This is a genomic window from Cardiobacterium hominis (genome assembly GCF_900637305.1).
In the GTDB taxonomy this organism is placed as follows: Bacteria; Pseudomonadota; Gammaproteobacteria; order Cardiobacteriales; family Cardiobacteriaceae; genus Cardiobacterium; species Cardiobacterium hominis.
The window spans coordinates 64,368-88,172 of the sequence record NZ_LR134365.1 but is presented as its reverse complement, the minus strand read 5'-3'; the positions used below and the strand labels follow the sequence as shown (position 1 = coordinate 88,172).

General features: G+C 59.7%; 20 protein-coding genes and 1 pseudogene. 10 read left to right on the top strand and 11 right to left on the bottom strand.

Annotated features, from left to right (window positions below):
* Positions 1–37 precede the first annotated feature (37 nt).
* From cysW to cysP, 4 genes and pseudogenes are all read right to left on the bottom strand, one after another.
* Positions 38–823: a sulfate ABC transporter permease subunit CysW gene (cysW, locus tag EL199_RS00335; protein ID WP_004142792.1), complete on the bottom strand. Its 786-nt coding sequence runs from the start codon at positions 821–823 to the stop codon at positions 38–40.
* A complete protein-coding gene (gene cysT, locus EL199_RS00330; RefSeq protein ID WP_004142795.1) occupies positions 820–1,656 on the bottom strand; it encodes a sulfate ABC transporter permease subunit CysT in 837 nt (278 codons plus the stop codon). The genes cysW and cysT overlap by 4 nt, the downstream gene beginning before the upstream one ends.
* An 82-nt stretch (positions 1,657–1,738) precedes the next feature.
* Positions 1,739–2,099, bottom strand: a pseudogene (locus EL199_RS00325) (endonuclease domain-containing protein).
* A gap of 189 nt (positions 2,100–2,288) precedes the next feature.
* Positions 2,289–3,263 (bottom strand): thiosulfate ABC transporter substrate-binding protein CysP, encoded by a 975-nt coding sequence (gene cysP / locus EL199_RS00320; RefSeq protein ID WP_040355968.1) that lies wholly within the window; start codon positions 3,261–3,263, stop codon positions 2,289–2,291.
* A 145-nt stretch (positions 3,264–3,408) separates the two neighbouring features.
* On the opposite strand from cysP, the gene leuS reads away from it, so the two are divergent.
* The 7 genes from leuS (at position 3,409) to EL199_RS00285 (ending at position 13,461) form a co-directional block, all read left to right on the top strand.
* The gene (gene leuS / locus EL199_RS00315; protein ID WP_004142800.1) at positions 3,409–6,015 is read left to right on the top strand and encodes a leucine--tRNA ligase; all 2,607 of its coding nucleotides are present in this window, start codon (positions 3,409–3,411) and stop codon (positions 6,013–6,015) included.
* 82 nt (positions 6,016–6,097) lie between these two features.
* Positions 6,098–6,478, top strand: a complete 381-nt coding sequence (locus EL199_RS00310) for a hypothetical protein (protein ID WP_004142801.1) — start codon at positions 6,098–6,100, stop codon at positions 6,476–6,478.
* Between the two features lie 9 nt (positions 6,479–6,487).
* Complete coding sequence (locus tag EL199_RS00305) at positions 6,488–7,021, top strand: methylated-DNA--[protein]-cysteine S-methyltransferase (protein WP_004142802.1); 534 nt, start codon at positions 6,488–6,490, stop codon at positions 7,019–7,021.
* On the top strand, positions 7,018–7,374 hold the full coding sequence (gene crcB / locus EL199_RS00300; protein ID WP_004142803.1) for a fluoride efflux transporter CrcB: 357 nt from the start codon (positions 7,018–7,020) through the stop codon (positions 7,372–7,374). The genes EL199_RS00305 and crcB overlap by 4 nt, the downstream gene beginning before the upstream one ends.
* Before the next feature lie 181 nt (positions 7,375–7,555).
* Entirely contained in the window at positions 7,556–10,645 is a 3,090-nt protein-coding gene (locus EL199_RS00295; protein ID WP_040355971.1) for a transferrin-binding protein-like solute binding protein, read from the top strand.
* A gap of 131 nt (positions 10,646–10,776) precedes the next feature.
* Complete coding sequence (locus tag EL199_RS00290; protein WP_004142805.1) at positions 10,777–12,630, top strand: ABC transporter ATP-binding protein; 1,854 nt, start codon at positions 10,777–10,779, stop codon at positions 12,628–12,630.
* Between the two features lie 171 nt (positions 12,631–12,801).
* Positions 12,802–13,461, top strand: coding sequence for an NAD(P)H-dependent oxidoreductase (locus EL199_RS00285; RefSeq protein WP_004142807.1), 660 nt, complete (start codon positions 12,802–12,804; stop codon positions 13,459–13,461).
* A gap of 241 nt (positions 13,462–13,702) precedes the next feature.
* Here the strand turns inward: EL199_RS00285 and EL199_RS00280 are convergent, their stop codons facing one another.
* On the bottom strand, positions 13,703–15,025 hold the full coding sequence (locus EL199_RS00280) for an MFS transporter (RefSeq protein WP_004142809.1): 1,323 nt from the start codon (positions 15,023–15,025) through the stop codon (positions 13,703–13,705).
* Positions 15,026–15,743: 718 nt separating this feature from the next.
* The gene (gene pckA / locus EL199_RS00275) at positions 15,744–17,339 is read right to left on the bottom strand and encodes a phosphoenolpyruvate carboxykinase (ATP) (protein ID WP_004142811.1); all 1,596 of its coding nucleotides are present in this window, start codon (positions 17,337–17,339) and stop codon (positions 15,744–15,746) included.
* Positions 17,340–17,516: 177 nt separating this feature from the next.
* Here pckA and EL199_RS00270 point away from each other — a divergent pair, with 177 nt between their 5' ends.
* On the top strand, positions 17,517–17,939 hold the full coding sequence (locus EL199_RS00270; protein WP_040355973.1) for a TIGR01244 family sulfur transferase: 423 nt from the start codon (positions 17,517–17,519) through the stop codon (positions 17,937–17,939).
* 16 nt (positions 17,940–17,955) lie between these two features.
* On the top strand, positions 17,956–18,453 hold the full coding sequence (locus EL199_RS00265) for an O-acetyl-ADP-ribose deacetylase (RefSeq protein WP_004142814.1): 498 nt from the start codon (positions 17,956–17,958) through the stop codon (positions 18,451–18,453).
* A 279-nt stretch (positions 18,454–18,732) separates the two neighbouring features.
* Here EL199_RS00265 and dhaM read toward each other — a convergent pair whose 3' ends face one another.
* From dhaM to EL199_RS00240, 5 genes are all read right to left on the bottom strand, one after another.
* A complete protein-coding gene (gene dhaM, locus EL199_RS00260) occupies positions 18,733–20,124 on the bottom strand; it encodes a dihydroxyacetone kinase phosphoryl donor subunit DhaM (protein ID WP_126315935.1) in 1,392 nt (463 codons plus the stop codon).
* A gap of 21 nt (positions 20,125–20,145) precedes the next feature.
* The gene (locus EL199_RS00255) at positions 20,146–20,703 is read right to left on the bottom strand and encodes a YiiX/YebB-like N1pC/P60 family cysteine hydrolase (RefSeq protein WP_004142823.1); all 558 of its coding nucleotides are present in this window, start codon (positions 20,701–20,703) and stop codon (positions 20,146–20,148) included.
* 61 nt (positions 20,704–20,764) lie between these two features.
* A complete protein-coding gene (locus EL199_RS00250) occupies positions 20,765–21,172 on the bottom strand; it encodes a DUF4878 domain-containing protein (RefSeq protein ID WP_004142826.1) in 408 nt (135 codons plus the stop codon).
* A gap of 72 nt (positions 21,173–21,244) precedes the next feature.
* Positions 21,245–21,649 carry a DUF4878 domain-containing protein gene (locus EL199_RS00245; protein WP_004142829.1) on the bottom strand — a complete coding sequence of 135 codons (405 nt, stop codon included), beginning with the start codon at positions 21,647–21,649 and terminating at the stop codon, positions 21,245–21,247.
* A gap of 55 nt (positions 21,650–21,704) precedes the next feature.
* Complete coding sequence (locus EL199_RS00240; protein WP_004142832.1) at positions 21,705–22,121, bottom strand: DUF4878 domain-containing protein; 417 nt, start codon at positions 22,119–22,121, stop codon at positions 21,705–21,707.
* 117 nt (positions 22,122–22,238) lie between these two features.
* On the opposite strand from EL199_RS00240, the gene lnt reads away from it, so the two are divergent.
* Positions 22,239–23,729 carry an apolipoprotein N-acyltransferase gene (lnt, locus tag EL199_RS00235; RefSeq protein ID WP_126315934.1) on the top strand — a complete coding sequence of 497 codons (1,491 nt, stop codon included), beginning with the start codon at positions 22,239–22,241 and terminating at the stop codon, positions 23,727–23,729.
* Positions 23,730–23,805 lie beyond the last annotated feature (76 nt).

Sequence of the window (23,805 nt, the reverse complement as noted above, 5' to 3'; positions counted from 1 at the left end):
AGCGGGGGAGGGGTGGGGTGGGGGTAGTTCTGTGGCGTTATGCGTGTTCCTTCCGCGCCACCCAGGTTTTCAGCGCGAGGGTGGCGAGGGCGATGAGGACGAGCAGCACCGCGCTGGCAAAGGCGGCGGCGGCCTGGTAGTCCTGATACAGCAGTTCGACGTTAAGCGGCAGGGTGTTGGTCTCTCCGCGGATGTTGCCGGAGACGACGGAAACCGCGCCAAATTCGCCCACCGCGCGCGCGTTGGTCAGCGCCACGCCATAAAGCAGCGGCCAGAGGATGGTCGGCAGGGTGATGCGCCGCCACAGTTGCCAGCGGCTGGCGCCGAGGACGACCGCCGCTTCTTCTTCCGCCGCGCCGTGTTGCTGCATGAAGGGGATGAGTTCGCGCGCGACGAACGGGCAAGTCACGAAAACGGTGACGAGGACGATACCCGGCACGGCGAACATCAGTTGCAGGTTGTGCGCGGCGAACCATGCGCCGAGCGGGCTGTTCGCGCCGTAAAGCAAAAGATAGAGCAGACCGGCGATGACTGGCGAGACGGCAAAGGGAATATCGAGCAGGGTAATGAGCAGCGCGCGGCCACGGAAGCGGAAGCGGGTAACGAGCCAGGCGAAGGCGACGCCGAAGATGACGTTCACCGGTACGGTAATGGCGGTAACGAGCAGGGTCAGCCAGAGGGCGTGGCGGGTGTCCACCTCGGCGAGGGCAGCGGCAAAGGTCGCCCAGCCTTTGGCAAACGCGCCGTGGAAGACGACGGCCAGCGGCAGCACGAGAAAGAGCAGCACGAAGGCGAGCGCGAGGGCAATCAAGAGGCGTCTCATGCGTTTCTCCCGAAGCGGCGCAGGAAATGCCCCTGCCAGAGATTGACGAGCAGCAGCAGGAGCAGCGAGGCGGCGAGCATGAGCGAGGCGATGGCAGCGGCGGCGGGCAGGTCAAACTCTTGCAGGCGTTCGAAGATGAGCAGCGACACCACCTTGCTGACGTAGGGCTGGTTGCCGGCGATGAAGATGACCGCGCCGAACTCGCCGAGACTGCGCGCGAACGACAGCACCACGCCGGAGGCGAGCGCAGGCATCAGTTGCGGCAGGATGACGCGGGTAAAAATCTGCGGCGGACGCGCGCCGAGGGTCGCCGCCGCTTCTTCCACCGCAGGCGGCAACGCTTCCAGCACCGGCTGCACCGCGCGCACGACGAAAGGGATGCTGGTAAAAATCATGGCGACGACAATGCCCGCCGGTTTATAGGCGATGGCGATGCCGAGCGCCGCCAGCGGTTGCCCGAGCCAGCCGTCAGCGGCAAAAAGGGTGGCAAGGGCGATGCCCGCGACGGCGGTCGGCAGGGCGAAGGGCAAATCGACCAAGGCGTCAATGAAGATGCGGCCGGGGAAGCGGTAGCGGCTCAGCACCCAGGCGAGGAGCAGACCGAAAAGCGCGTTAAAAAGCGACGCCCACGCCGCCGCCCAAAACGTTACGCGCAAGGCGGCAAGCGTTTGCACGTCGCTGACGATTGCCCGGTAGTCGGCGAAAGAAAGCTCGGCAAGATTGAGGGCAAGGCCGGAGAGCGGCAGCAGGAGGACGATGGCGACAAAGAGCAGGCTCATGCCGAGCGAGAGACCGAATCCGGGCAGGACTTGTAGGCGGCGAGGGTGGGTCATGGGGGGGCTTGTGATGATTTAAGGAAGGTTTATGGGGATGGTATTTGTCGTCGCTGCGCGGATAAATCGCGTAGCGTCCGATTCATTTGGCTTTGAGTTCTTCCAGTTTATGCAGGATGGCGGTCAATACGGCGTCAGTTTGTTGCAGGACTTCGTTGTTCCAGAAGGGGATAACGGTGAATCCCAGGTTTTGCAAGTATCGTGTCCGTGTTTCGTCATAAGCGGTTTGTTCGGCGTGTTGCCCGCCGTCTATTTGCGTCCACGCAGACGAAATCGAGGATGTATTGACCCAGCGGCTGTTGGCGGCGGAAGCGGTAGCCGCCCAATCTTTTGCCGCGCAGGTGTTTCCACAACCTCTGTTCGGCAGGCGTCATGTTTTTGCGCAGGTTTCTGCCGTTGTGCATGAGATGCGGGTCATCATGCGGGAAGCGTTTGTCGTTCATTTTTTGTGGGTATTTGTCGCTGCGCGGATAAATCGCGCAGCGTCTTTTATATATGCGGTAGCGGGATTCGTGTATGTATGGCAATCCACCGAAAGTTTCATACGGTGTTGCGCCGCTTCGCCGTACAAAAGCGTACTGTCTTCAGCGGCGCGCCTTGTCTGAAACTTTCGGTGTATCGCTATAAAGCGCTCACCGCTTCTGCAACTGGTCCAGCAGTGCGCCGTTAGCGAAGTGCGCTTGCATCACCTGCTCCCATGAGCCGCCGATGTCTTCCACCGTTTTCAGCCGCACGTCGGGGAAACGGTCTTTGTATTCGGCCTGCACTTTTTCGTCGCGCACGCGGTAGTGGTTTTCGGCGAGCAGGCGCTGCGCCGGTTCGCTGTAGAGGTATTGCAAATAGTCCTTCGCGGCATCGGTGGTGCCTTTCGCCTCGGTGTTTTTGTCCAGCCACGCCACCGGAAATTCGGAGAGGATGGAGATTTTCGGCACGACGACTTCGTAATCGTCCGCGCCGTATTCCTGGCGGATGCCGTTCACTTCGGATTCAAAGGTAATCAGCACATCGCCAATCTTGCGCTCGACGAAACTGGTGGTCGCCCCCCGCCCGCCGGTATCGAAGACGGCGACGTGCGCGAGGAAGTCTTTGAGGAAAGCGTGCTGTTCGGCTTCGGTTTTGAAGGTGTCCTGCGCGTAGCCGAGTGCGCCAAGGTAGGTGTAGCGCCCGTTGCCGCTGGTTTTCGGGTTGGGGAAGACGATGCTGACGCCTTCTTTAGCCAAATCACCCCAGTTTTCGATGTGCTTCGGGTTGCCCTTGCGCACGAGGAAGGCGGTGGTGGAGTAATACGGTGAGCTGTTATGGGGTAGGCGTTCGCGCCAGTTTTCCGGCAGCAGCTTGCCCTTGCTGGCAAGGATTTCGACGTCGGTAACCTGGTTGAAGGTAACGACGTCCGCCTTCAGCCCCTGCAGGATGGCGGTCGCTTGTTTGGAGGAACCGGCGTGCGATTGCTTAATCTTGGGCGCGTCGGGATGTTCTTTTTCGTAGAGCGCGTTGTAGCGGGCGAACAGCTCGCGCGCGATGTCGTAGGAGGCGTTGAGCAGTTCTTTGTCGGCGGCGACCGCGGGCAGGGCAAGCGCCAGCAGCGCGGTAAGCAGGGCTTTTTTCATGAAAATACTCCGGTGAGAAAATGCGGCATCGTAGGGCATCGCCCCGCCGCTGGCTAAGGACGTGTTTTCATGGGGCTATAACCGTTTTGCATGGGCGCGTTGGTGTATCATTAGCCGCTTTCTTACCACCCTTTCAGGAAACCCCATGCAACCGCAGTATCAACCGCAAACACTCGAAGCCGCCATTCAAAAATCCTGGGAAGAAAACCAGACGTTCCGCGCCGTGACTGACCCCACGCGCGAAAAATTCTACTGCCTGTCGATGTTCCCTTATCCGTCCGGCCGCCTGCACATGGGGCACGTGCGCAACTACACCATCGGCGACGTCATCGCCCGCTACCAACGGATGCGCGGCAAAAACGTGCTGCAACCGATGGGCTGGGACGCCTTCGGCATGCCGGCGGAAAACGCGGCGATGAACCACCAGGTCGCGCCCGCCGCCTGGACCTACAGCAACATCGACTACATGAAAAACCAGCTGAAATCGCTCGGCTTTGCCATCGACTGGTCGCGCGAACTCGCCACCTGCAAGCCCGACTACTACCGCTGGGAGCAGTGGCTGTTTACCCGTCTCTTTGAAAAAGGGCTGATATACCGCAAAAACGGCACGGTGAACTGGGACCCGGTGGACCAGACCGTGCTTGCCAACGAACAAGTCATTGACGGCCGCGGCTGGCGCAGCGGTGCGCTGGTAGAGAAGCGCGAGATTCCGATGTACTACTTCCGCATCACCGACTACGCCGAAGAATTGCTGCGCGATTTGGACACCCTCGACGGCTGGCCGGAGCGCGTCAAAACCATGCAGCGCAACTGGATTGGCAAATCGCGCGGCATGAACGTGCGCTTTGCCCTGCGTGCAGACAGCCGCGCCGGCCTCAGCGCCGACCAGCACAACGTGCAAGTCTTCACCACCCGCCCCGACACCCTGTTTGGCGCGACCTATCTGGCGGTTGCCGCCGAACACCCGCTGGCGACCGCTGCCGCCGCGGATAACCCCGCCCTTGCCGCCTTTATTGCCGAATGCAAGGCGGGCTCGGTCGCCGAGGCGGACGTGGCGACGATGGAGAAAAAAGGCATGCCGACCGGGCGTTACGTCATCAACCCCATCAACGGCGAGGCGCTGGAAGTATGGGTGGCCAACTACGTCCTCTGGGGATACGGCGACGGCGCGGTCATGGCCGTGCCCGCGCACGACGAACGCGATTTCGAGTTCGCGCACAAATACGGGCTGCCCATCCGCCAAGTCGTTGCCCGTGAAGGCGAGCGCTACGACGCGGCCGCTTGGCAAGAATGGTACGGCGCCAAAGAAAACACCCGCCTTATCGCGAGCGGCGCCTTTGACGGCCTCGACTTCGCGCAGGCCTTCGACGCCATCGGCGCGGCGCTCGGCAAAAGCGGCGCCGGCGAAGAAAAAACCCAATACCGCCTGCGCGACTGGGGCATCAGCCGCCAGCGCTACTGGGGCTGCCCGATACCGGTCATCCACGACGCCGACGGCCGCGATCTGCCCGTCGCCGACAGCGACCTGCCCGTCGTCCTGCCGGAAAACATCATCCCGGACGGCAGTGGCTCACCGCTTGCCAAACTGCCCGACTACTATGAGACCACAGACGCCGAAGGCCGCCTCGCCCGCCGCGAAACCGACACCATGGACACCTTCGTCGAATCCAGCTGGTACTTCTTCCGCTACATGTCGCCCGACTACACCGGCGGCATGGTCGCCCCGGAAGACGCCGCCTACTGGCAGGACGTGGACCAATACATCGGCGGCATCGAGCACGCCATCCTCCACCTGCTCTACGCCCGCTTCTTCACCAAACTGATGCGCGACGAAGGCCTCGTCAAAGTCAGCGAACCCTTCAAACGCCTGCTGACCCAAGGCATGGTGCTGGCCGCCACCTGGTACCGCGAAGACGCGAGCGGCAAAAAAACCTGGTACAACCCGGCAGAAGTCGAACCCGCGACCGACGACAAGGGCCGCGTTACCGGCGGCACACTCATTGCCGACGGCCAGCCGGTGCAATACGGCGGCATGGAAAAAATGTCCAAATCGAAAAACAACGGCGTGGACCCCGAAGCGCTGGTCAAAAAATACGGCGCCGACACCGCCCGCCTCTACACTATGTTCACCTCGCCGCCCGAATCCACCCTCGAATGGTCCGAAAGCGGCGTCGAAGGCGCGCACAAATACCTGAAACGCCTCTGGGCCTACGCCCACGACCACCGCGACCAGCTCGACCCCGCCCCGGTCGAACACAGTGCGCTCGACAGCAAACACAAAACCCTGCGCCACGCCATCCACGAACAACTGCGCTCGGCACAATTCGACTACGAGCGCAACCAGTACAACACCGTGGTGTCATCGGCGATGAAAATCTTGAACACCCTCGGCGAAGTCGCGCCGGAAGAAAAACGCCTGCGCAGCGAAGGCCTGCGCATCCTGCTGCTCATCCTCGCGCCCATCACGCCGCACATCGCCGCCGCCCTCTGGGACGAACTCGGCTACGCCGGCAACATCCTCGACACCGCCATCCCCGAGCCTGACTCGCAGGCCTTGACGCGCGACACCATCACCCTGGTCGTGCAAATCAACGGCAAACGCCGCGCGGAAATCGAAATTGCCGCCGGCATGAGCGACGACGACATCATCGCCACCGCCCTTGCCCACCCCGACGTGCAACGCCACAGCGAAGGCAAAACGCCGAAAAAAAGCATCGTCGTCCGCGGCAAGTTGGTGAACTTGGTGGTATAAAAAATAGGCGGTGCGCTGCGGCGCACCGCTTTATTTATGGACGTTTTACCCGTGAAAAAGCGGTTTGAATGGAAAAATCCCGATGCAAATCCTGCTTGAATTCCTGTTCGAAATCTTGGGCCAATTTATTCTGGAACTATTGGTAGAACTGCTTGGCGTGGGAATCACCAAAACCTGCGGTGGCCGTACCTACCACTCCTGGATTGCCATCGTCGCTTATGCGGTAATCGGCGCGTTACTCGGCATCATCAGCCTCTATTATTTCCCGGCGCCATTCCTGCATAGCCCGCTCATGCGGTGGCTCAATCTGCTCTTGACGCCATTAGCGATTGCCGCGGCGATGGAAACCGTTGGCCGCTGGCAATTACGGCGCGGGAAAACCCGCACCCGTCTGGCGATTTTTGGCTATGCCTGGATCTTTGCCTTTGCCCTCGCGGCAGCGCGGATGTTTATGCAAATCTAAGGGCGCACGATGCCGCTACTTTTCAGCCAAAAAATAGAAACGCCGCTCGGTCGGATGTGGATTACCGCCAGCCATCGCGGCGTCTGTCTGGCAGAATTTGCGGGAACGCAGCGAATAGAACGCGAAAGCCGCGATTTAGAGCGACTGTTTCAGGCGCGCACCGAACTGGGCGAGAATGAGCACACACAGCAGGCGGCACGGGAACTCACCGCATATTTCCGGGGCGAGCGGCAAACCTTTAGCGTCGCGCTGGATACCCCGGGCACCGATTTACAGCGACACGTCTGGGCGGCATTACGCGACATTCCCTTCGGCACAACCACCCACTATCAGGCGCTGGCGGCGCGAATAAATAAACCCGCGGCGGTGCGTGCCGTTGCAGCCGCCAACGGCGCTAACCGCGTATCCATCCTGATTCCCTGCCACCGCGTCATCGGCAAGGACGGCGCGCTCACCGGCTACGGCGGCGGCTTACAGCGCAAAGCATGGCTGCTCGCACATGAGCGCGGTGAGCGGCAGGCAGTGTCGGGGTTATTCGCATGAACTTTTTGCTAGTCTTCCTCGGCGGCGGCTTGGGTAGCGTCTGTCGCTATGCGGTGAGCGTTGCCATGGCACGCAGCGGTTCGCCGCTGCCGTGGGCGACGTTGCTGGTGAATGTACTCGGCTGCCTGCTGATTGGCCTATTGGCGCAAACGCTCGCCCGCGATAGCGTCCTGCGCGGGCTGTTCATCGCTGGATTTTGCGGTGGTTTTACCACGTTCTCAACTTTTTCGCTGGAGTGCTTGACGATGTGGCAGGCGCAGCAGTTTGGCTGGTTGGCGCTTTATGTGGTGGCGAGCCTCGCACTGGGTTTGGCAGCGGTCGCAGGCGGTCTCGCGCTTGGTCGCTTGCTCTAAAAGACAGCCGGTTATTCGAGTATATTGGGAAATCTGATAATCACGCACAAAGTAAAAATTTTTTCTGATTGCCAAGGGATTACATTTATAATGACTATTTAGTAAAACTCCATTGGTTTGGCGCACTTCATAAGGCCAAAGATGGATTTACACGTATGTTTTTAAATGGTCAGGAGTATGTATGAAGTTATCCAACTTGTCTTGCGCGGTACTGGTAGCGCTCGGCGTTGCAGCCTGTGGCGGACGCGGCGGCGATGAAACCAGCCCCGGTCTCAATAATCCTTTGCAACCCGCGCCAAATCCGGCACCGACGCCAGATGCGGGAAACCCGTCAAGCCACGATTCCACCTTGGTCGATCCGACGCAAACCCATGTGGTTGATGACAAAGACCTGCTCAAGCAAAGCACGGTAGGCGGCCTGCAATATATCCGCCGCGACAATTCAACCTATGACCGGGTGTATAACCCTGAAAAACTCGCGTCTTCCACGCCGCTTCTGGGTGTGCCGCTGGACGAGCAAAACCCCAAACTGAGCAATATCGTGCTGGCGCGTCAGGATTTGACCCGCGAAGACGGTCAACCGGTGAAAGCTCAATTTGCTGGCGGATTTTCCCCTGAACCGCTGACCAACACAGGCAGACCCCAAGCGCAACCCAGCTTGCAGGCGATGAACTTCGAGAACGTTGACGTGCTTGCGGGCATTTATAAATTGCCGGGCAGTGCGGCGGTGGATGCCGACGGTACGCCAATCATGAGCAATACCCCTGGTGACCGTCAGGATTACGATCGCCATGTCACCGATAACGTGGACAAGGATAAAAACATCACCCGTGACCGGGTGAGCCACGTCTATACCCTGCGCTTTGAGTATTTGCAGCCGTATGTAGATTATCCGCACGCGACGAATCCGAATGATCCTTCCTATTATGGCAATCCGGTAGCGCATAATCATCAGGCGCCGGATGCAGTTCTCGAACCCGCCATGCCGAACACCCCTGCCAACCTGGAAGATTTGCTCAAATCCAACCTTAACTGGGCAACCACGGGCAATAACGACAAAGGATGGCATCGTTACAATACCGGTCTGGGACAAGCCGACGTTGCCCAGGGCGGGACGATGGACAACTACATGTTCCGTTTCATTCAGGGCGGGCGTACACACGTGCCGGTGGATAACAACGAATATGCCCCCGGCCCCAATTGGCAAAGCAATACCCGATGGCGCGCGCATGGCCGGGATGCTGACCGCAGCTGGCTGAACCGTGAAGGCTCATCGGTTTATGCGGGCATTCACTATCCGAATAATCCCTATCCGGGCTGGGATGACGAAAACAACCGCATCAACCGCCAATCCAAACGCACCGGCATCAAGCAGTTCCAGTACAACGGCTGGGTCTATGAAGATGATATGGAAAGCATTGAGCCGCGCCAAAAAGGCGATCCGCGCTATCCCAATGAACCTTATGACATCAAATACAATGCGAAGCTGAGTGGCGTAACCCCGGCATCGGCGGATTACGGGCATGAGCATACGTATCTCGAGGTGGATGAATTTACCGCGATTCGTCGCCAAAAACTGATTCGTCCGCTGGTTAACCCTGATCCGAATACTTGGCAATGGGCGCTGGAGCAGACTTGGGAATATACGCCTTACACGCCCCAATTTGACCCGAACAACAATAATCGTTTTATCGGTATGCAAGCTGGCACTCCGACCCAAGTAACAGGCAAGGATAAAGTCTATCTCCAAGGCACGCCGCCCTTGTGCCAAGCAGGCGGACAAGTCGCCTGTTCCGATAATTGGCGTTTGCTAAGTCACAAATGGGTTGAGCCGAGCAACCTGAAAGACGGTCACCAGGGCGCTTTCCGTGGGCCTGCCTATCAGGGCTGGCTGGAAGACCCGACTGTAATCCGCTTTGCCGACGCGCGCATCCATGAGCCGAAATACGCTAAAAAATACGGCGCGGATTTGGTGTGGTGGAGTACGCAAGACAGCGCCTTTGAAAACCACGCCACGCGTAACGGCTGGGATCCGCGCGCCCGCCGCGTTGATAACAACGTCGATAATAGCGGCCCCATCGCCTCGGACGATCTGGAGCGTAAAGATCCTTGGGATCGCGATATCGAAATCCAGCCGACCGGCGACATTACCAACGGTTTGATTCGTATCGGCAGCTCGATGAAAACGCTCGGCCAGGAAAAACGCTGGAACGCAGACACCCAGCAATGGCAAGACTGGCATAACACCAAAACCCGCATCTTTGGTCGCTATCACCTCGCATGGTCGGATGAAGGCAAAATCAAGCCGGTCACCCTGAACAGCTATTCTGGCGCGCGGTCATTTGTGGCACGCACGGCAGGCACAGTAGCGGGTTCTGCCATTCCGGATAACGAGCAGGAAGGCTGGGTAAACGATGGCGATGCCAAGCAGGCGCGTTATGACACCAAGGCCGACTTGGACAGCGCACCCGTCGAATGGAGCATTGGTGCCAAGCCGATCACACTGACCAAAGTGCAATACGGCCGCGTCACTACCAATCTTGACCTGAGCGCAGGCGAAGGACCTTTTGGTGGCGGCTTCCTCCATGCGCCGTTTGCCCACAAAAATGACAAAGGCAGTGTGGATAATTACTTCTACCGCGGGGTAGAGGCAACGAGCATTGAGCAAATGGCCAGTCTACCGAACGAAGGCAACGTCAAATATGAAGGCCATGCCTTGATGTACGGCATCAATAACGACTTCCTCGGCTTCACCGAATACCGCGATCCGAATAACAAAGTAAACCTCCCCAACGCCTTTGCCCGCGAGCAAATCGGCGGCGGAACAGCGCAAATGGGGCTGGGTAACTTTGTGCAGGCAGACGTCAATTTCGCCAACAAGAAAGTGGAAGGCGATGTTTACAACGCCTGGCTGAAAAACACGCTGGTAAAAGACAACCCGAACGGTGCGATTGTCAAAGACCTGAAAGTCCATTTCAAAGGCGACATCATGGGTAATACCGTCGTTGGTTCGGCAGACCGCGTTTATGCCCCGGGCGATGACAAAGCCGATTTCCGCGCCTCCTTCTTTGGCGACAAGGCGCAGGAAATGGGCGGTGCGTTCAACACCGTCACCCGTGAGGACAAATACGGCTCCGCCTATGAAACGGGCGACTGGGGCGGTGTCTTTGGTGCCGCGCGTAGCAGTGGCAGCGCCAGCAACACCTTCCAGGGTGAAGATGGTGCCAACCACTATGGCAATACCACCGTCACCAACAACTACGAGCGCTAACCTTAAAACATCAGCTCCAAACGGCCTCGCAAGAGGCCGTTTTCTGTTGCGGCAAACCGTGTCCGAACCGCCAAAGGGCAACCGCCTTTTTCGGTATAATCCCCGCCTTTCCACTTATCTAAATCACCACCATGTACGCCACCTTCGAAAAACGCACCAACCCCTTCCCGCCCGACTGGTCGGAAGCGCCACCGCAGACGCTTTTCGCCTTCATCCGCTACTACTGCCGCGGCTTTTACACACCGCTGTGGATCATCATGATTGCCGGCATCGCCGTTGCCGTGCTGGAAGTGCTGCTCTTTGGCTTCATCGGCAACATCGTCGATTGGCTGGCGGCGCGCGCCCCCGACACCCTCCTGCGCGACGAAGGCTGGAAACTCGCCGGCATGGGGCTGGTGGTGCTGGTCCTGCTGCCGCTCTTTGGCTACATCGGCACCGTCGCGCGTAACCAGATGATTATGGGCAACATGCCGATGGCGGCGCGCTGGCGCATGCACAACTACCTCCTTGGGCAGAGCATGAGCTTCTATCAGGACGAATTCTCCGGGCGCGTCTCCGCCAAGGTGATGCAAACGGCGCTGGCGGTGCGGGCGGTGGCGACTACCTGCACCGACGTCATGGTGTACGTCGTCGCCTACTTCTTCTCCATCATCGCGCTGATGGCGAGCCAGCACTGGGCGATGATGCTGTTGATGATTGCCTGGATCGTCATCTACGCGCTGGTACTGCGCCACTACCTGCCGCGCTTGCGCCAAGTGTCGGAAGCGCAGGCGGACGCGCGCTCGACCATGACCGGCCGCGTTACCGACGCCTACACCAACATCGCCACCGTCAAACTGTTCGCGCACACGCGGCGCGAAGCGGACTACGCGCGCGGCGCCATGCATGAATTCCTCGACACCGTTTACCACCAGTTCCGCATGGTGGCGAATCTGGATGTCATCGTGAACCTGCTCAACTACAGCCTGCTCTTCCTCATCGGCGCGGTTGGCATCGGCCTGTGGATGCATGGCCAGCTCGCCGTCGGCGCGATTGCGACCGCTACCGGCCTCGCGCTGCGCATGAACGGCATGTCACACTGGATCATGTGGGAAATCGGCGGCTTATCAGAAAACGTCGGCACCGTCGCCGACGGCATGAACATGCTCGCCCGCCCGGTGAGCGTGCAGGACAAACCCGGCGCGGGCGAACTCGAAGTCAGCCGTGGCGCGATCGAATTCGACAACGTCAGCTTCGGCTACGGCAAAAGCGAAGAAAAACACGTGCTGCACAACCTCACGCTTGCCATCCGCCCCGGCGAAAAAATCGGCCTCGTCGGTCGCTCCGGCGCGGGCAAATCAACGCTGGTCAATGCCCTCTTGCGCTTCTACGACCTGGACTCCGGCGAAATTCGCATCGACGGGCAGAACATCGCCGACGTCACCCAAGACAGCCTGCGCCGCCACATCGCAATGGTGACGCAAGACACCTCGCTCCTGCACCGCTCCGTGCGCGACAACATCCTCTACGGCCGCCCGGACGCGAGCGAAGCCGAACTACAACACGCCATCGCACAAGCCGAGGCAGCCGACTTCATCGCCGAACTCTCCGACCAGCGCGGCAACACCGGACTGGACGCGCAAGTGGGCGAGCGCGGCGTCAAACTCTCCGGCGGCCAACGGCAGCGCATCGCCATCGCCCGCGTCCTGCTCAAAGACGCGCCGATACTCATCCTGGACGAGGCCACCTCGGCGCTGGACAGCGAAGTCGAAGCCGCCATCCAGCAAAGCCTGAACCAGCTGATGCAAGGCAAAACCGTCATCGCCATCGCGCACCGCCTCTCCACCATCGCCGCGATGGATCGCCTCATCATCCTGGACGGCGGCCGCATCGTCGAACAGGGCAGCCACGACGAACTCATCGCCAAAGGCGGCCTCTACGCCCAACTGTGGTCGCGCCAGACCGGCGGCTACCTCGGCGACGAAGCAAGCACGGAAGCGGAATAAACACCGCGATTCCACAAAAGGAGGTGCGCTCCGGCGCACCTTCTTAATGTCGCATGATGGCGTATTGTCGCGCTGCAGCCTTTCCGAAAATACGGAAAGCCATTCACGGACAATAACCGCCCATACAAAAAGCGTACAATGCCCGCCACTAACCCCACAGGAGATACTGATATGACCTTTAACAAACAAGACATTCTTGACGCATTCAAACGCCGTGTCGCCACCCGCTATTACGATGGCAATCGCAAAATTAGCGATGAAGATATGAAATTTATCCTCGAATTGGGGCGACTTTCCCCCAGCTCGATTGGCTCTGAGCCTTGGCGTTTCGTGGTCGTGCAAAACCCGGCGCTACGTGAAGCCATCAAGCCGGTCGGCTGGGGCGTGGCGAACCAGCTCGACGATTGCAGTCATTTAGTCGTTTTTCTCGCCAAAAAGCATGCCCGTTACGATAGCGAATTTCTGCGCGACGTATTAATTCGCCGCGGTTTCGAAGGCGAACAATTACAGGCGGGATTGGCGCGCTATAAACAATTTCAGACGGAAGACATGAAACAGGCGGCCAATGAACAAACCTTGTTTGACTGGGCCTGTAAACAAACCTATATCGCGCTCGCCAATATGATGACAGGGGCGGCAATGATTGGTATCGATTCCTGCCCAATAGAAGGATTCAATTACGAAGCCGTCAATAAAATCCTTGCCGACGCGGGCATTTTTGATTTGGCAGAGTGGGGCGTTTCCGTTATGGCGACATTTGGTTACCGCAGCCGCGAGATTGTCTCTAAAGGCCGCAAGCCGTTTGATGAAGTCGTGCAATGGGTGCGCTAGCGTGTTTGCATTTCAGCGGATAAGCGCCTCTCCCAGTGGGACAAGCATTGCTTGCGCAGCAAGAGAGAGGGGTTAGGGTGAGGGCAGGGATAAACAAACTTCGCATGACAGCATTCTTTTGAGGACTACCTCGTTTTGAATAATAAAGTCTGACGCCCCAACACCGGATTGCTTTGTGCCCTGCCCCACTGCCAAGCGGGATAAAACCTGGCTTCGCGGTGGTTATCCAAGAAGCGGCAACCTAGCCTGCGCTAATCTCTTCCAGCGTCCGTCCTTTGGTTTCCTCGCCGAGGACGACAATCACCACGACCACTGCCGCCAGCACAAGGGCAAACATCACAAAAATCCGCGCGAAGCCCGCGCTGCTGCCGCTCATCCCTGCCACCACCAGCGGCGCGATAATGCCGCCGATGCGGCCAACTGCACCGGCCCACCCCGCACCGAAAGCACGGCAACGCACCGGATAGAGTTCCGGCGTGTAGGTATAGAGCACACCCCAGGCACCGAGGTTAAAGAAGGACATCAGACTGCCCCAAAGCATGATGCCGTTTGTACTCGTGCTGTGCCCGAAGCAGTAGGCGCAGAGCGCGCAGGCGCCGAGAAAACCGGCCAGAGTCGCCTTGCGCCCAATGATTTCCACCAGCACGGCAGCGGCGAAGTAGCCGGGCAGTTGCGCGAGAATCATCACCAGCACATAGCGGAAAGTTTTCACCACGACAAAGCCTTGTTCCGCCAGCAGTTTGGGCAGCCAGGTAAAAATACCGTAGTAAGAAAAAACGATGCCGAACCAGATCAGCCACAGCATCAGCGTGCGTCTGGCAAACGGCGCCTGCCACAGCTCAATAAGGCGGTTACGCGTTCTCGCCGGGGCGGACGGGGCGATAGCAGTCGCGGCAGGCGTCAGCCCCGCCTGGCTTTCGAGGCGGCAGAGCAGGGTGTGCGCTTCATCCAGACGGTTCGCCGCCAGCAAATAAGCCACGGATTCAGGCAGGCGTTTCCACACGGCGAAAGCATAGAACAGCGGCACGGCGCCCGCGAAGAAAGCGCTACGCCAGCCGTAGTGCGGGATGAGGTAGTAGGAAACAAGGGCAGCGGCGAGCCAGCCTAATCCCCAGAAACTTTCCAGCAGGACGATGAAGCGGCCACGCAGGCGGGGCGGTGCATATTCGCTCACCAGCGACACCGCGACCGGCAATTGCCCGCCGAGGCCGAAGCCGACCCAGAAGCGGCAGATAAGCAAAAACGGCAGATTGGGCGCCAGCGCGCAAAGACCAGTAGCAGCGCCATAGAGCACCATGGTGACCGCGAAAACATTGCGGCGGCCAAAGCGGTCAGCCGCCCAGCCACTCAATACCGCACCAAGCGCCATGCCGATGAAGCCGACGCTGACAATCCAGCCGGATTGCTGCGCGTCGAGCTGCCATTCGCCTGCCAGAGTAACAAGGACAAAGGACACCATGCCGGTATCCATCGCATCGAACAGCCAGCCCAGACCAATGAGACCGAGCAGGCGGAAATGGAAGCGGAATAGCGGCAAGGCATGCAATCTGCTGAGAATATCCATGAGAAACTCCTGGGATTTTTGTGGCTTTCAGTGATAAGTTGCACAGATTATAACGCAGGCTGAATATGACCAAGGCGGAATGAGGCTTTGGAGCCGAATGGAATGGTCACGAAACCATTCACCCCATGCCCGCAAGGTTAGCGAATCAGTGGATGGGTAAAGGCTATCTCGCCGTCAAGCGGGATAAACACGGGGCTCGCCGCCAAGCAGGATAAAACCTGGATTCTTCGGCAGCCGCCAAGCGGGATAAACACTGGGCTCTTCAACAGCCGCCAAGTGGGATAAAACCTGGGCCCGCCAAGCGGGATAAATACCGGGTTCTTGGGTGCCCGCCAAGCGGGATAAAACTTGGGTTCGCGAGCGGCCGCCAAGCGGGATAAAACCTGGGTTCGCGAGCGGCCACCAAGCGAGATGAATACTGGGTTCGCGAGCGGCCACCAAGCGGGATGAATACTGGGTTCCGGGACAGCCGCCAAGCGGGATAAACTCTGGGCTCTTCGGCAGCTGCCAAGCGGGGCGTTTGATACGGCTTTCCCGGAAGCCGCGCTTATAGCTAATCAGCTTATTTTTTCATACAACATTTACGCCAATCTTTCCGCATTTGCGCAATATCCAGGGAAGATTTGTATGAAGGATTAAGAGCATTGACTATATTGGTGCCAATAAAAAGCCGCTGCCAGGCAGCGGCTTTTTTTATTCCTGTGAAGGGTAGCAGGAATCAACTTTTCGGCGCGGCTGCTTTGACTTCTGCGCTGGCGCCGTCGGCGAATTGGGCGAAGTTGTCGTTAAACATTTTCGCCAGTTTTTTCGCCTGTGCGTCGTAGGCGGCCTTGTCTGCCCAGGCGTTGCGCGGTTTCAGGATTTCTGACGGCACGTTCGGGCATTCGGTGACGACGTCAAAGCCGAAGACCGGATCGGTTTCGGTCGGCATTTTCGCCAGTTCGCCGCTGTTGATGGCGTCGATGATGGCGCGGCTGTATTTCAGCTTGATGCGTTCGCCGACGCCGTAGGCGCCACCCGCCCAACCGGTGTTGATCAGCCAGACGTTGGTGTTGTGTTTTTTCATTTTTTCGGCGAGCAGCTCGGCGTATTTGGCCGGGTGCCAGACCATGAACGGTGCGCCGAAGCAGGCGGAGAAGGTCGCTTCCGGCTCGGTTACGCCGACTTCGGTACCGGCGACTTTCGCGGTGTAGCCGCTGATGAAGTGGTACATCGCCTGCGCCGGGCTGAGTTTGGAGACCGGCGGCAGGACGCCGAAGGCGTCGCAGGTGAGGAAGACGATGTCGGTCGGCTGGCCGGCCTTGCACGGGATGCGCGCGTTGCTGATGTATTCGATTGGGTAGCTGGCGCGGGTGTTGCTGGTCAGCGGGGTGTAGTCGTACTGCACGTCGTAATGTTCGTCGTAGGCGACGTTTTCCAGCACGGTGCCGAATTTGATGGCGCCGAAGATTTCCGGCTCTTTTTCGGCGGAGAGGTCGATGACTTTGGCGTAGCAGCCACCTTCGATGTTGAAGATGCCGTCTTCAGTCCAGACGTGTTCGTCGTCGCCGATGAGGTTGCGGTTCGGGTCGGCAGAGAGGGTGGTTTTGCCGGTGCCGGAGAGGCCGAACAGTACGGCAGAGCGCTCGCCGCCTTGTTCTGCGGTGGCGGAGCAGTGCATGGAAAGCTCGCCCTGTTTCGGCATGAGGTAGTTCATGATGGTGAACACGCCTTTTTTCATTTCGCCCGCGTATTCGGTGCCGAGGATGACCATGTCTTTGTCTTCAAAGGAGAGCGAGACGGAGGTGGTGCTGGTGACGCCTTCCACGGTGCGGTCGGCGGGTTTGTGGCCGGCGTTGTAGATGATGTAATCCGGCTCGCCGAAGCTCGCCAGCTCGGCGTCGGTCGGGCGGATGAGCATGTTGTGCATGAACAGCGCGTGGTACGGACGGGTGGTGATGACACGCACTTTCAGGCGGTATTTTTCGTCCCAACCGGCGTAGCCGTCCAGCACGTAAACGTTTTCCGCTTCATTGAGGTAGCGCACGGCCAGATCGCGGTTGGCCTTGTGCGAGGCGGCGGCGAACGGGATATTGACTTTGCCCCACCAGATGTCGTTTTCGGAAGCGGGGTTCTTGACGATGCGTTTGTCTTTCGGTGAACGACCGGTTTTTGCGCCGGAGAATGAAATCAGCGCGCCGGTGGATGAAATGGCGGAGTCGTCCTTCGCTTCCAGCGCCAATTTGTACAGCGCAGAGGGGGAAAGGTTGCGGAAGGCACGTTTGTGAATGCCGATAGAAAAAAGATCAATGGTATTAGGGGTTTGTACTGCCATAGATGTTCACCTTGGTTTTGAAGTGTGGAAATTAACCCTGTCCGTGTGGTTTTTCGTGCAGGATTGGCGAAATTATAGACCCAATCCCGGCGTGATAGTAAAAAATTTTCAGTATTTTGCCGCGCGGTGTGAGGGTTTATCATGTCAATCCACACCTTTTTCACATGGGAGGCCATCATGCAAACCTTGAAACCCGCGCTTTACGTCAGCGCGCAAATCCGGCCCGAAGACTTGCCTGCGCTCAAGACGCAGGGCATCGCGCAGATTATCTGCCACCGTCCGGATGGCGAAGACGCCACACAGCCTGCCTTTGCCGATATTACCGCCGCTGCCGACGCGCTCGGCATTCGTACGCTGCATGTGCCGGTCGCTGGCGGGCAGTTCAGTCCGGAAGCGGTCGCGCAAACCCGCGCCGCACTGGCAGACGGCGCGCCGACGCTGATGTTCTGCAAGAGCGGCATGCGCAGCACTACCGCCTGGGCGCTGGGTGAGGCCGCTGCTGGCGGCAACGTGGATGAAATCATCGCCCGTGCTGGCGCTTGCGGTTATGACTTGTCGCCCCTCAGGGCGGCATTGCGGCAGGCGGGCGCGGGCGGTTGATAAAGGAGAATGACGCATGAATCTGGAAGTGCAAGTGGCCGATATTACGACGCTGGCGGTGGACGCGATTGTCAATGCCGCCAACGAATCGCTGCTCGGCGGCAGTGGTGTGGATGGCGCGATTCACCGCGCGGCGGGCAAAGAACTGGTTGCGGAATGCCGCACGCTGGGCGGTTGCAAGGTCGGCGAGGCGAAGCTGACGCGCGGCTACCGCCTGCCCGCGCGTTTCGTCATCCATACCGTCGGCCCGGTGTGGTACGGCGGCGATGATGGCGAAGCGGAGGCGCTCGCCAACGCCTATGCCAATTCGCTGCGGCTGGCGGAAGCGCACGAGCTGACGAGCATCGCTTTTCCGGCGATTAGCACCGGCGTTTTTGGCTATCCGAAGGAAGACGCGGCGCGCATTGCGATTGATACGGTGCGGGCGACGCTCAAGGAATGCCCGCATATGGCACGGGTGATCTTCTGCTGCTTCAGCGAACGGGATGCGGCGCTGTACCGCAGATTGCTATGAGGAATCGGGCAGAAATGCCCGATTTTTTTGTCGCTACGCGACTTTTCACACCCCCTCCCCGGGTTCCCTTGAAAAAGGCGTCCGCATTTTGCATGGGGTCCGGGGGAGGGTCGGGGAGGGGATGAGCGATGTTGTTGATGAATTGAAGTTCCTGTTTTTCAATTGATTGCTGCCCTCACCCCAACCCCTCTCTCACTGCGTGAGCTGTTCCAGTCCCAGAGGGACAAGCATTGCTCGCGTAGCGAGAGAGGGGCTCGTTCGTCGAATTGTCAACAGCCCCTACGGCAAGCGCCGAATTTCGCCGCTGGCGCGGGTAATCTGGATGTGCTCGCCGTCGGTGAGCGCAAGGACAGCATCGCCCGCGCCGCTGTAGTACGGGCGTTGTGCTGCTTGGCAGAGCAGCGCGGCGTGGCTGTGCGGGTCGCCGTCGGCAAGGACAACGGCGAGGCAGTTTGCGGGCAGGGTGGCGGCGCGCAGCGGGTAGAGGTCGCGGGCGACGAGGATGAAGGGCACGTTATCCGGCATGGCGGCTTCGGGCGCGTCCGCCAGCAGCGCCAGCACTTGTTGTGCGAGGTCGTGGATGTCGGCGGCGCGGGCGCGCAGGTAGGGGTCAGGCAAGGCGGCCAGCGCGACGGCGGCTTGCGCGGTTTCTTCTTGCCAGACGGGCGCGTAATTGGCGGCGTCGTGCGCGAGGGTGGCTTCTGTCAGTTCGGCGAGCAGTTGTGCGTGGGCGGCGAAGATGTCGCCTGCTGGTGCGCCGAGGCGGGCGGTGATTTTGTTTTGCAGGGTTTCGAGGCGGGCGGCGACAGCGGTAACGGCCTCGCTGAAGGCGGCGCGGTCGGCGTGCAGGGCGCGGGCGTCGTGCTGCGGCGGGTCGCAGCGCCAGACGGCTGCGCGGATGTGTGCGGCCGTCGCCGGGGTGGCGCAGGCGAGCAGGGGGCCGTCGCCGCTGTCTGGCGGGTCGCCGAAGTTGGCGGCGGCAAGGTCGCGGAAGGTTTGCAGGGCGGCGGCAGCGTCGTCGCCGTCGGCATGCAGGGTAAGGCGGTCGCCGTGGCGCGCTTGTAGCAGGGCGAGCTGGTTCAGGCTTTTGCCGTCCGCCTGTTTGTCGCCGCAGCTGAGGACGAGGCGGGCGCGGTACGGCGTGAGTGCGGCGACGAGGCGCGCGGCGGGGCGGGCGTGCAGACCGTCGCGGTTGGTGAGGGTGATGGTGGCGCTGTCGCCTGATGGCGCGACGACGGGCGTGGCGCTGGCGGGCGCGCTTTCGCCCAACGCCGCTTGTTTGGCGGCGAGTGCCTGCGTGGCTTCGCGGGCGACGGTTTCGAGGTCAGCTCCGCTGCTGGCGGCGACGGCGGCGCTAATCGCCCCTTCTACCAGCGGCGCGGCGCTGATGCGGCAGCGCGCGGCGAGCGCCGGGTCGTCGAGTAAATCGAGGGCGGTTTGCGCGCTCAGGATGGCGCTGCCGAGATCGACAAGGATGAGGATGCCGTCCGGGTTGTCCGCTTCGAGGAGGGTTTGCATGATGCGCACGGCGTCGGTGCCGACGGGGTTGTCCGCGTCGTCAATGCCGGCGGCGGTGTGGATAGTCTCCGGCGCGGCGCTCATTTGTGCGGCCAGGGCGGCGATGCCGCGGGCGATGTCCGGGTGATGCGAGACGAGGATGAGGTGAATCATGGTTTTTCCGGATGGTTAGGTTTACAGCCACTCCAGTCCCGGCAATTCTGCCAGCGCCTGCGGGAAGAGGTAATCGCCTTCAAGCAGCGGCAGGTCAATATGGCGCCAGCGCGCGTGGACGCTGGGGCGCAGTGCGGTCAGCGCGTCGTAAATGATGGTGGTGCAGTAGCGCGGCGACTGGTCGCGCGCCGTGAGGTGGAACGGCTCGCCGAGGTGGCGGGCGACCGCTGCCGCCAGTTGCGCGCGTTCGTCTTCGTTCAGGAAAGCGGGGCGGGCGGCGGCGATTTTTCCGGCAAGACGCGGCGCGGCAAATTCGGCGAGGCTGCTGTTGATGACCTGGTTGGGGTGGGCGGGGTCGTCGTCGGTGGTCGCGTGCGCGATGCGGATTTCCGGGCTGACGGCGATGACGATGCCGATATGCGAGTATTCGCCATCATCGAGATGGCGGATCAGCGCACTTTCCCGCCCGGTGCCGGCACGAAAAACCCAGTCGCCGACGGCAAGGTTTTCCGGGGCAACCGCCGCGCACAATTGCAGCGGCAGGAGGATGAGAAAGAGCAGGAGGCGTTGGGTTTTCATGCGGGAATGGAGATGTAAAGAAAACCGCCGAAGGTTTCGGCTTCGGCGGTTTGATGACGGGTTATGGCAGCACGACTTTCCAGCCGTCTTTGGTTTTGATGAGCGGGATGTCGACGTCTTGCGGTTTGTCGCTGGCTTCGCTTTTGAGCGTGCCTTTAATCGTCGCCTCGGTTTTGTCTTTATTGGTGTAGGTGACTTTGCCGAGGGTCACTTTGGCATCGACCTCTTTCATTTTTGCCTGTTCGAATATGACGACTTCAATAAGCGCTTTTTGGATGTCTTCCGTTTTGAGGCCTTGGGTTTTTTCTTCCGGCACGTAAACGTATTGGGCGGCTTTGGCGGCATCGCCATTGATAAATTCGGCAAAGAAGGCTTTGGCAACGGCTTCCGGGCTTTGTTCGGCGCTCCAGGCAAGGCTGCTGATAGCGGCGAGGGTCGTGAGGAGCAGGGTTTTGAGGTAGGTTTTCATGTTTTATTCCTGGGTTATGGGTAAAGGGAATGGAATACCGCCGGAAGTTTTTTCTCCGGCGGATTGGCGGTTTTACATTTTGATGCGCCAGCCTTTGTCGGTTTTGATGAGTCTGACGTTATTGGTTTCGCTGTGTTCTTTGCCGTTCTTTTTGCCGGTCAGGGTAATTTTGACGGTGGCTTCGGTTTTGTCGGCATTGGTGTAGGTGACTTCGCCGGTGCTGACGTCAATGCTGCCTTCTTTTTTGATTTGTGCCTGCATTTCACTCGCCATCATGGTGATTTTGCCTTTTGCCTTTTCCGCGCCTTTGTCGCCTGCTTCCGGTGGGATGTAGATGAGTTCGACGGCTTTGTTGGCGTCACCGCTAAAGAGTTCTTTGAAGAAGGTCTTGGCGGTTTTGTCCGGGCTATCGCCACCGCAGGCGGCGAGGATGCCGGCAAAGAGGGCGAGGCAGAGGGTTTGCATCAGTTTTTTCATGGGATTCTCCGTTGTGTGTGAATGACCGCCAGGTGGCGGCGCGGGGAAGGAAGCGTTATTTCATTTTACTCATATCGACTTTCCAGCCCTTGTCGGTCTTGATGAGCGAGACGTTATTGCTTTCGCTGTGTGTTTTGCCATCTTTTTTGCCGCTCAGGGTGACTTTGACCGTCGCTTCGGTTTTATCGGCATTGGTGTAGTTTACGTCACTGGTACTGACGTCAATACCGCCCTCTTTTTTTACCTGGGTCTGCATTTCGACTGCCGCGGCGCTGATTTTGCCCTTCATCATTTTTGCGTCCTGTTCGCCAAATTCCGGCGGCAGATAGAGGAGATCAACGGCTTTATTGGTATCACCATTTATCAGTTCTTCAAAGAAGGTTTTGGCGGCTTTGTCCGGGCCGTCGCCACCGTAGGCGGCTAGGATTCCGGCAAAGAAGGCAAGGCAGAGGGTTTGCATCAGTTTTTTCATGGGGTTCTCCGTTTGTGTGTGAATGGTGCGCCAGTTGGCGGCGCGCGAAGTGTAGTACGTTGCCCCGCTTTATGCCAGAAAACGCCCGCATTTTTTGCACGCCCGGCGGCGTTTATAATGCCCGCCCCGCTCACCACCCCCGCACCATCCATGCTTTATGCCCTGCTCGCGCCGCTCGCCGGTGTCTTTTTTACCTTTTGTTTTGCGCCCTGGCCGCTGGGCGCGCTCACCGTCGTGCCGCTCACCGTGCTGTTTGCGCTGTGGCAACACCCGACGCGGCAGCATCCGCTGCGCGATGCCTGGCTCTTTGCGCTCGCGCATCTCGGCAGCGGCCTCTACTGGGTTTATATCAGTCTCTACCACTTCGGCGGCGCGCCGTTGCCGTTTGCCATACTCGCCAATGTGCTGCTCGTCCTTTATCTCGCGCTTTACCCGCTGCTTGCCGCCTGGCTGATGCGCCGCCTGAGCGCGCCCGGCAGTTGGCGGCGCAGCCTGCTCATTCCGCTCCTGTGGACGGGCGGCGAACTCGTCCGCGCCTATCTCTTTACCGGTTTTCCCTGGCTCGCCGCCGGTTACAGCGCGCTGCACACGCCGCTGGACGGCCTCGCGCCTATCGGCGGCGTCTTTCTCGTCAGCTTTGCGCTGACGCTCGTCGCCAGCCTGCTCGCCCGCGCCGTCGTACTGCGGCAGGGCAAACCGCTGGCGATTGCCGTCGCCCTGTATGCTGCCGCCAGCGCCACCAGCCTGATTGCGCACACCACGCCCAGCGGCGCGCCTTTCAGCGTCGCCCTCATTCAGGGCAACATCGAACAAAGCACCAAATTCGATCCGGCGCTGATGGAGCGCCACCTGCAAGACTACATCGCGCTCGCCCTCGCGCGCGAAGAAGCGGTCATCATCCTGCCGGAAACCGCGTTTACCTTCATGGAAGAACAAATGACGCGCGACTTGGCGCAGCTCGACGCCTATTTCAAGGAACGCGGGCAGACGCTGGTTTCCGGCATCCCGGCGGGCGACCTGAAAAAACAGCTTTTTTACAACGCCATCATCACCCTCGGCGACGGCAGCGGCCGCTACTACAAACACCACCTGTTGCCCTTTGGCGAATACGTGCCGCTGCGCAGCTGGCTGAGCATCTTTGAAAAATACGTGGAAATCCCCTACAGCAACTTTGAGCGCGGTGAGGCCAAACAGCCACCGCTCATGACCGGCAAATACCGCGCCGGAGCGTCGATTTGCTACGAAGCGGCGTTCGGCCGCGACATGCGTCAGGCGCTGCCGGAAGCGGACTACCTCATCAACATCAGCAACGACGCCTGGTTCAAGGATTCGATTGCCGCCGACCAGCACCTGCAAATGAACCAGATGCGCAGCCGCGAACTGGGGCGGGAAATGGCGCGCGCCACCAACGACGGCATCACCGTACTGCTGGACGCCCGCGGCCGCATCAAGGCGCGCATCCCGCGTTTTGTCCGCGAGGTACTTGTGGGCGAAATCCAGCCGTATCAGGGCATCACGCCCTATGCGCGGCTGGGTAACGCGCTCATCTTCGCCTTGCTGGCGTTGTACGCGGCGGCGCTGGTGGCAATGCGCAGGCGGCTGGCGTAGGGCGTGTTGACAGTGGAAAGATCCCCCGCCCCTGCAGGGCGAAGCCCGCAGCGGGGGAGGGCCGGGGAGGGGGTGT